This is a genomic window from Leptolyngbya sp. ST-U4 (genome assembly GCF_039962215.1).
In the GTDB taxonomy this organism is placed as follows: Bacteria; Cyanobacteriota; Cyanobacteriia; order Elainellales; family Elainellaceae; genus Leptolyngbya_A.
Map to the genome: position 1 here is coordinate 1 of NZ_JAMPKZ010000075.1, position 7,576 is coordinate 7,576.

Sequence of the window (7,576 nt, forward strand, 5' to 3'; positions counted from 1 at the left end):
CCGTTAAATCGACGATGTAACGCTTCTGACTCATAATGATCTTCCTGGATTTGAGTCACCTTACCAGAAATAACCCCACCAGGCAAAGTTCCCTTGGCAGACTACTAGGTGATAGAGCAAAATCGTGACGTTATGACTTTTGTGAATGTACTCGCTCATCCTGGCATTTTACGCTGCAGAGCAGCGGGGAATCGACCCGCAGGGATTGAAAGGAACAAATTTCAAGGGAGCGAACTTGAATGGAGCAAAAATGCCAGATGGGAGAACGCACAACGATTACTAAAATCCGCCAATTATTTTAGTGCTTGAAGCAAAATCTTTAAAGTAATTTTGATAGAGAATCTTTATGTCAAAAGAACAAAAAGGTAATAGAGAAGCTAAAAAACCGAAAGCACATTCTGATGGAACTAAGAAACAAAAGAAAGACCCAAAAAGACATGATGGGACGATTACAGGACAATTTGGTGACGCAAAATAGGACTTATTGATGTAGTCTAATTCTGCTCTCTTCTTACGAGATACGATCGCTTCATCACTTTAACTTCCTACCTCTTACTTTACGTTAAGCAGGTGGGAACTTTTTTGATCAACCCAATAACCCTGTATACAAAACATCGCATTGTCATAGTAGAAGAGTAACCTTCGATATTTGGAGGGAGTTGGATATCAGAGGATCGAATATTAGTTCTTATTGTCTAATGAATCGGCTGGCTTTAGTTGCCCGCGTTGATGCGATCGCTTTACATGTCTTCCTTTAGAAATCTCCTCCTTCAGAAATACATTGGAATGAATTGGAGATTTGACGTAATTCATGTAAGTATTTTGTTATAGTGGTTCGCATAACGCAACAAACTCCTGATCACGAATTTCCTGATAGTGCTTCCATCAATAACTGAGACATCGGAAATTTGTATAGCAAGCGCAGCAGGTCGATCTGCTTACAGAGCAAAGATTGCAAGACGGCTAGTTTACTATCAAACTCATGGTTTTACCCCGCTTAGGTGATAGGAGTCAGATATGGATACGGACATGAATATGGACCGGGCGATCGAACTTACTATAGAGCAGGATTTTAGCCTCAGAAGCTTTGCTGATATGGTTCAAAAAATGTCGTGTGAACAGGCACAGGAATTTCTGGTTAAGCAGCATCGGCTCATGATGATTCAGAAAACGATGTATCAAGAGATTTTGAAGCATGAATGGAAATTAGGCTCAGATTTTGCTGCTCGTTAGTTTAGACAGCAATTCTAATTGCTTATGCTTGAACCAGTTCTTAAAATTACAAAGCTCGGAGTAATAATCATGACAAGTTCTACAAAAATTACCTCTTCTAATTCTAACGATCGCAACGGTTGGGTTTCGGGCTTTACCCCTCAAACTGAGAGCTGGAATGGTCGTTTAGCGATGCTCGGATTCGTGTCTGTTCTACTGATTGAGCTGTTTTCCGGTCAAGGGGTTCTTCACTTCTGGAATTTGTTGTAGCTCAGGTACTGCCGCGTTCTTTCAGTAACCCTACTGCGATTGATTAATTAGCAAAGACAGCTGTATAGATTGCGCATCAGGTTTTGGGTGCGTTGCGTCTTCCAAAATCTCATTCATTCAGAACGATCAAGTTAAAGTTTTTATTGTTTTTTATATCATATTCAACCAAACCAACCGGGAAGTACAACGGTTTCCCGGTAATTTATAAATTGGAAACTCCATCCTTTCATTTTAATGAGTGTAAAGTACGAATTTTTTGTTTCAATTTTCTTAGGTAATAGTGATGCCGATTAAAGATCAACCAACTCCTCAACGTTCCCGCCAATTCAGCAATATTTTTCTGATCATAGGGACCTTGTTTCTAATTTCCAATCTTGTCTTGCCGAATATTTTAGGTCCCAAAATTCCTGGTGTGCCCTACAGCCTGTTTATCCATCAGGTGCAGGAAGGTGAAGTTCAACGGGTGCAGGTGGGACAAAATCAGATTCGATTTCAATTGAAGACGGCTGATGATCAGGCTGGGCAAGTGTTCTCAACCACTCCTATTTTTGATTTGGGCTTGCCCAATTTGCTAGAAGAGAAAGGCGTTGAATTTGCCGCTGCCCCGCCGCCCAGAAATGGCTGGGTTGGTAACATTCTGGGTTGGGTGATTCCCCCACTCATCTTTGTTGGCATCTGGCAGTTTTTTATGCGGCGTGGCGGCGGTGCCCAGGGGATGCTTTCGATCGGTAAGAGCAAAGCCAAGGTATATGTGGAAGGCGAAGCTGCCAAGACAACCTTTGCGGACGTGGCAGGGGTCGAGGAAGCCAAGGCTGAGTTAGTCGAAATCGTGGACTTCCTCAAAACACCTGCACGTTACACCCAGATTGGAGCGCGAATTCCCAAAGGTGTGCTGCTGGTCGGACCACCAGGAACAGGTAAAACGCTGCTGGCAAAAGCTGTGGCTGGGGAAGCTGGAGTTCCCTTTTTCAGTATTTCCGGATCTGAGTTTGTAGAAATGTTTGTCGGGGTGGGATCTTCGCGGGTGCGGGATTTGTTTGAACAGGCGAAGAAGCAGGCTCCCTGCATTGTGTTTATTGATGAACTGGATGCGATCGGTAAGTCGCGCAGCAGCAACGGGTTCTATGGCGGCAATGATGAGCGAGAACAAACGCTAAACCAGTTGTTGTCTGAGATGGACGGCTTTGCGGCAGAAGGGGCAACAGTCATCGTGTTAGCCGCCACCAATCGCCCGGAAATTCTCGATCCGGCCCTTTTGCGCCCCGGTCGGTTTGATCGGCAAGTGTTGGTTGATCGCCCTGCCCTAGCGGGACGAGAAGCCATTCTCAATATCCATGCTCAAAAAGTGAAGCTGGGAGAGGATGTGGATCTCAAGGCGATCGCCACCCGTACCCCTGGTTTTGCCGGAGCAGACCTGGCAAACCTGGTGAATGAAGCGGCACTGTTAGCGGCTCGGAATGGACGGCAGGCAGTCGCTCAGACAGATTTTGCCGAAGCGATCGAGCGGGTTGTGGCAGGACTGGAAAAGAAAAGCCGGGTTCTGAACGATAAAGAAAAGAAAATCGTGGCCTATCACGAGGTCGGTCATGCCTTGGTGGGTCAACTGATGCCAGGAAGTGGTCGGGTGGAAAAAATCTCGATTGTCTCTCGCGGCATGGCAGCTCTGGGGTACACACTGCAACTGCCAACCGAAGATCGGTTTTTAATGGATGAAGCCGAACTGCGGGGACAGATCGCAACCTTACTGGGTGGGCGATCGGCAGAAGAGATTGTGTTTAACAGCATCACGACTGGAGCATCCAATGATTTGCAGCGGGCGACTGATCTGGCGGAGCAAATGGTAACCACCTTTGGCATGAGCAAAATTCTGGGACCGCTGGCGTATCAGCAAAGCACAAGACCGATGTTTCTGGAAAATGGGATGCCCAATGCCCGCCGCTCCGTGAGTGATGAAACCGCCCAGGCGATCGATCGCGAGGTGAAAGAAATCGTGGAGACCGCGCATCAACAGGCGTTGGAGACGATTAGGCAAAACCGCGATTTGCTAGAAACCATTACCCTACAACTTCTGGAAACAGAGGCGATCGAAGGTGAGAAACTGCATCAGCTATTAAATCAGGTTCAACCTGCACCAATCAACTCGCACCAGTCATCTGAGGCATTTGTTTAAGACATTGGATGCTGGCAAAACGCTCTAGTCCAAGATTAAGAACTACAGCCATTCAAATTCCTTTCAACGAAACTATTTTGGGGGTTTTATGTCTACTTCTGTCGCAAAAGGTGTTCTTGTCACCATTATCGGTGAAGCTTTCCTACAAGATCGGTTGATCCAACTGCTCACAAAACTGGGGGTTTCTGGTCATACGATCATTCCAGCCCAGGGCGCAGGCAGTCATGGGAGACGTATGGGGGATATGGCTGGCCATAACACCAGTATTGAAATCAAAACGATCGTTAACTCGAAAGCCTCTGAGCAATTGTTGGAAGACCCGGAACCCTTGCGCTCTAATCATGCTCTAATTGCGTTTCGACAAACGGTAGATGGCTTGTTCGATTAAACTCCCTTCTTCGATATATTTCTAGTTTGGTAATTTGGGTAATACCAATTTTCAAAATTTTATGTCCTTTCTGAGGCTTTAACTATGTCTTTTACGATCGATTCAGCCCGTTCTATCTTCCCTGACACTCAAGTTGCTGATACTATTCCAGCGATCGTTCAATCATTCAATCAATTGAGCGCTGAAGATCAGTTAGCGTTACTTTGGTTTGCCTACACTGAAATGGGCATGGCCATTACGTCCGCTGCCATACAGGTCGTCAATATGGTATTTGCCGAAGCAACTCTGACTGAAATCAAGCAGATGTCAGCGCTAGAACAAACGCAAGTAATGTGCGATCTGGTCAACCACACAGATACGCCGATTTGTCGGACCTATTCGTCCTTTGGGACAAACATTAAGTTGGGCTTCTGGTATCAGTTAAGTGAGTGGATGGAACAGAAAATTGTAGCTCCTATTCCCAAAGGCTATCAATTGTCTACAAAAGCAGCAGATTTGCTCCAAGCTATCCGTCAGCTAGAAGGAGGACAGCAACTTACCGTATTCCAAGATGTTGTTGTCAGCATGGGATATGCCTCAACGGGAAATACTGCAAAAGTTCAAGAACCCGTAATTGCCCCGAAAGAGGCTGCACCTCGAACCAGAGTCAGCGTTAAGGGTGTCAATAATGAGACTGTCCTCAGCTATATGAACAATATGAACGCCTTTGATTTTCGGGCGGCTGTGGCTTTATTTGCAGCAGAAGGTGCCCTGAAACCTCCCTTCCAGGAACCGATTACAGGTCATGAAAATATTCTCGCGTATATGCGTGACGAATGCTACGGACTCACGCTGTTACCAGAACAAGGGGTTTCTGAGCCAGCCGAAGCAGGATTCACTCAGATTAAAGTGATAGGGAAAGTGCAAACACCATGGTTTGGCGATAAGGTCGATATTAACCTGGCATGGCGATTTTTGCTTAATCCTGAAGGTCAGATTTTCTTTGTAGGAATTGACATCCTGGCATCGCCCCAAGAATTGCTAGAGTTAGATTCAGTTCGATAGAAATTTAAAGACTGGAATTCTTGCCCCCCTAATGGGGTAAGAGTCCTGACGATGGTTCCTATTACTTTGGCAACTAAACAGAGCTTTGGAAATCATGCGTTACGCTGCCGCTAACGCACCCTACGCAATCATCGCATGAGCAGTCACAAAGGTTGCTGGAGTAATAAAAGGCTCCGACAGTTTCCCAATCTGCTTGGCAGAGCCTCTGCACCCTATGTTTGCAATCTATTTGGGAATAATGTGGGTGCTGTAGCGTTAATTGAAACAGTATTAATTAAAGCAGCGCTAATTAGAATATTTTATGTGATAGTTGATTTACGCTTAACGGATTATTATAGTGAATCAAATTTTATTTTTTAATTATCAGAAAGCGAATTAAAAAAATAATCTCAATTTACATTAAATTTTAAAATTAAACATAAATTTGAACATAAATTAGTTATACTAACTAGTGTTAAAAGATAACAAATTAGATAAAACACATAGCTGATATTGTTGATACTGCCGTTAATGCTGGTTCTTTTAGCACTCTGGTTGCTGTCGTAAAGGCTGCTAACTTAGTCGAAATCCTCCAAGGAAAGGGACCTTTTACGGTCTTTCCTCTAACAGATGAGGCGTTTGCAAAGCTGCCCGCAGGTACAGTAGACAAACTCCTTAAAGACATTCCCCAACTCAAGAAGATTCTGACCTATCATGTCGTATCCGGCAAAGTTACGGCAGCGGATGTGACGAAGCTGAAATCGGCTACAACCGTTGAAGGCTCAAATGTGGCGATCGATGCCTCCAAAGGGGTCAAGGTAAATAATTCTACAGTCACAACCCCTGATGTCGCTGCTGATAATGGAGTGATTCACATCATTGATACCGTGCTGATGCCTGCGTAAATCCTTTTCCAGGAGTGGCAACGGCTATTCTTGGATCTATTAAATTGAGGACTTAACGGATGCAGCCTTTACGCTCATTCGTTACGCTTCTCTTAAAAGCTTGGATAAAACTCGTTAAATAAATTTAATCGTTTAATAAACTTAACAACCCTCTCGTACTTTAGATTGATGCGATCGTACATCTAATAGATCCAAGGTACTTTTTATAATACCCCTGTTTCATCACTCTAGCGAGAGTAAGATCAGAATAGATGCTCTTGCTTGAGGTGCCTGTGATGGTTGAACCTCGCCTCCCTCAATCCACAGTTCGTTTTGTCGACAACTATCGTCGAGCCTACCAACATCTCTTTAGCGATGTCCGCAGTTTTGAAGCATTTACCTCTTTGCACCTCGGCTTGGTCGCTCCTCTGCCTCGCAAATCTTTACCTGCCATTGCCAAAACCGGGGGCTTGCCGAATGACCAAGTGCTGCACCACTTCCTAACCCACTCCCCTTGGCAGGTAGGCGCGTTGCGCTACCAACGTCTGTCTCTGATTCTCGAGCAAATCCAGAGACAACCGATTGTCCTCGTCCTTGACGACACCGGAGACCGCAAAAAAGGAAAAACGACCGATTACGTGGACAGACAATACATTGGCAAAGTGGACAATGGCATGGTTTCTGTGAATGCCTATGGAGTGCTGGATGACCTCACCTTTCCCTTGTTGTTCAAAGTGTTCAAACCCCGCCGTCGCCTTAAAGCAGAGGATGTTTATCAAACCAGACTCCAACTGGCCGAGAAAATCATTCAGGAACTGCTAGATTTTGGCTTTCACTTTTCCTTAGTGCGGGCAGACAGTTTCTACGGGGAGAGCCATCCCTTTTTGACTGTGCTCGACGAGTTGAAGTTGCTGTGGATTATGGCGATTCGCTCTAATCATGGCGTGTGGATGCCTAAAGAAGCCGAGATTAGCTACAGTGCTTGGCGAGCGTTTGAGCGAGTGTTTGCTAATGGTGAAACGCAAACCAGATATATCTAAGAAATCGTCTTTGGTCAGCGATTCGAGTGGTGATACTGAACGCTGACGAGTGACCCTACTTTATTGCCTGCCAACAGCACCTGGATGGTGATGAGCCACTTGTCTGCTGAACAAGACCCGGAGTTCATTGGCAATCTCTATGGGTTGAGAACGTGGATAGAATATGGTTTCAAGCAGTGTAAGAATGAGTTGGGATGGGCTGACTACCGACTCACGCACTATGAGCAGATCGAACGATGGTGGGAGATAGTCTTCAGTGTCTATCCGATGCTGAGTTTGCAGTTCTACGGATTGGGTGCTCAACCGCCTGGAATGATCGATGAAGGTCAACATGATCTCCTGACACGATTGCAGCAACATCCCGATTGGCAGGAGGCGCAGGGCTGGAAACGGCGTTTCAACAATGTACAACTGCTGGTTCAACCCTTTATCTTTTTCTGTCTCCTTCAACCTTGGATTAGGCTATTTAATATCTCTATAGCGCTACGCAATCACGTTAGGGCAGTTTTTGAAAGCAGCGTCGACACAATCACGAAAGGTTTCAAACTCATCCCATCGCTGTCGCATCCAGTTCTTCAGGACAAACCAC

8 protein-coding genes and 1 pseudogene are annotated in these 7,576 nt (G+C 45.3%); 8 read left to right on the plus strand and 1 reads right to left on the minus strand.

Annotated features, from left to right (window positions below; genetic code table 11):
• Positions 1 to 346: 346 nt before the first annotated feature.
• The 8 genes from NDA02_RS27880 to NDA02_RS27915 all read left to right on the plus strand — a co-directional run bounded on the left by NDA02_RS27880 (position 347) and on the right by NDA02_RS27915 (position 6,987).
• Positions 347 to 478 carry a hypothetical protein gene (locus NDA02_RS27880; RefSeq protein WP_277879084.1) on the plus strand — a complete coding sequence of 44 codons (132 nt, stop codon included), beginning with the start codon at positions 347 to 349 and terminating at the stop codon, positions 476 to 478.
• A gap of 557 nt (positions 479 to 1,035) precedes the next feature.
• Entirely contained in the window at positions 1,036 to 1,233 is a 198-nt protein-coding gene (locus NDA02_RS27885) for an NblA/ycf18 family protein (protein WP_190791287.1), read from the plus strand.
• Between the two features lie 69 nt (positions 1,234 to 1,302).
• Positions 1,303 to 1,482: a high light inducible protein gene (locus tag NDA02_RS27890; RefSeq protein WP_190791283.1), complete on the plus strand. Its 180-nt coding sequence runs from the start codon at positions 1,303 to 1,305 to the stop codon at positions 1,480 to 1,482.
• Positions 1,483 to 1,765: 283 nt separating this feature from the next.
• On the plus strand, positions 1,766 to 3,652 hold the full coding sequence (gene ftsH / locus NDA02_RS27895; protein ID WP_190791284.1) for an ATP-dependent zinc metalloprotease FtsH: 1,887 nt from the start codon (positions 1,766 to 1,768) through the stop codon (positions 3,650 to 3,652).
• Positions 3,653 to 3,740: 88 nt separating this feature from the next.
• The gene (locus NDA02_RS27900; protein WP_190791285.1) at positions 3,741 to 4,040 is read left to right on the plus strand and encodes a hypothetical protein; all 300 of its coding nucleotides are present in this window, start codon (positions 3,741 to 3,743) and stop codon (positions 4,038 to 4,040) included.
• A gap of 84 nt (positions 4,041 to 4,124) precedes the next feature.
• The gene (locus tag NDA02_RS27905; protein ID WP_348256284.1) at positions 4,125 to 5,084 is read left to right on the plus strand and encodes an orange carotenoid protein N-terminal domain-containing protein; all 960 of its coding nucleotides are present in this window, start codon (positions 4,125 to 4,127) and stop codon (positions 5,082 to 5,084) included.
• 482 nt (positions 5,085 to 5,566) lie between these two features.
• Positions 5,567 to 5,968 carry a fasciclin domain-containing protein gene (locus tag NDA02_RS27910; RefSeq protein ID WP_190794914.1) on the plus strand — a complete coding sequence of 134 codons (402 nt, stop codon included), beginning with the start codon at positions 5,567 to 5,569 and terminating at the stop codon, positions 5,966 to 5,968.
• Positions 5,969 to 6,243: 275 nt separating this feature from the next.
• Positions 6,244 to 6,987: a transposase gene (locus NDA02_RS27915; protein WP_348256285.1), complete on the plus strand. Its 744-nt coding sequence runs from the start codon at positions 6,244 to 6,246 to the stop codon at positions 6,985 to 6,987.
• A 483-nt stretch (positions 6,988 to 7,470) separates the two neighbouring features.
• On the opposite strand, the pseudogene NDA02_RS27920 reads toward NDA02_RS27915, so the two are convergent.
• A pseudogene (locus tag NDA02_RS27920) lies at positions 7,471 to 7,576 on the minus strand (IS630 family transposase); the annotation flags it as partial.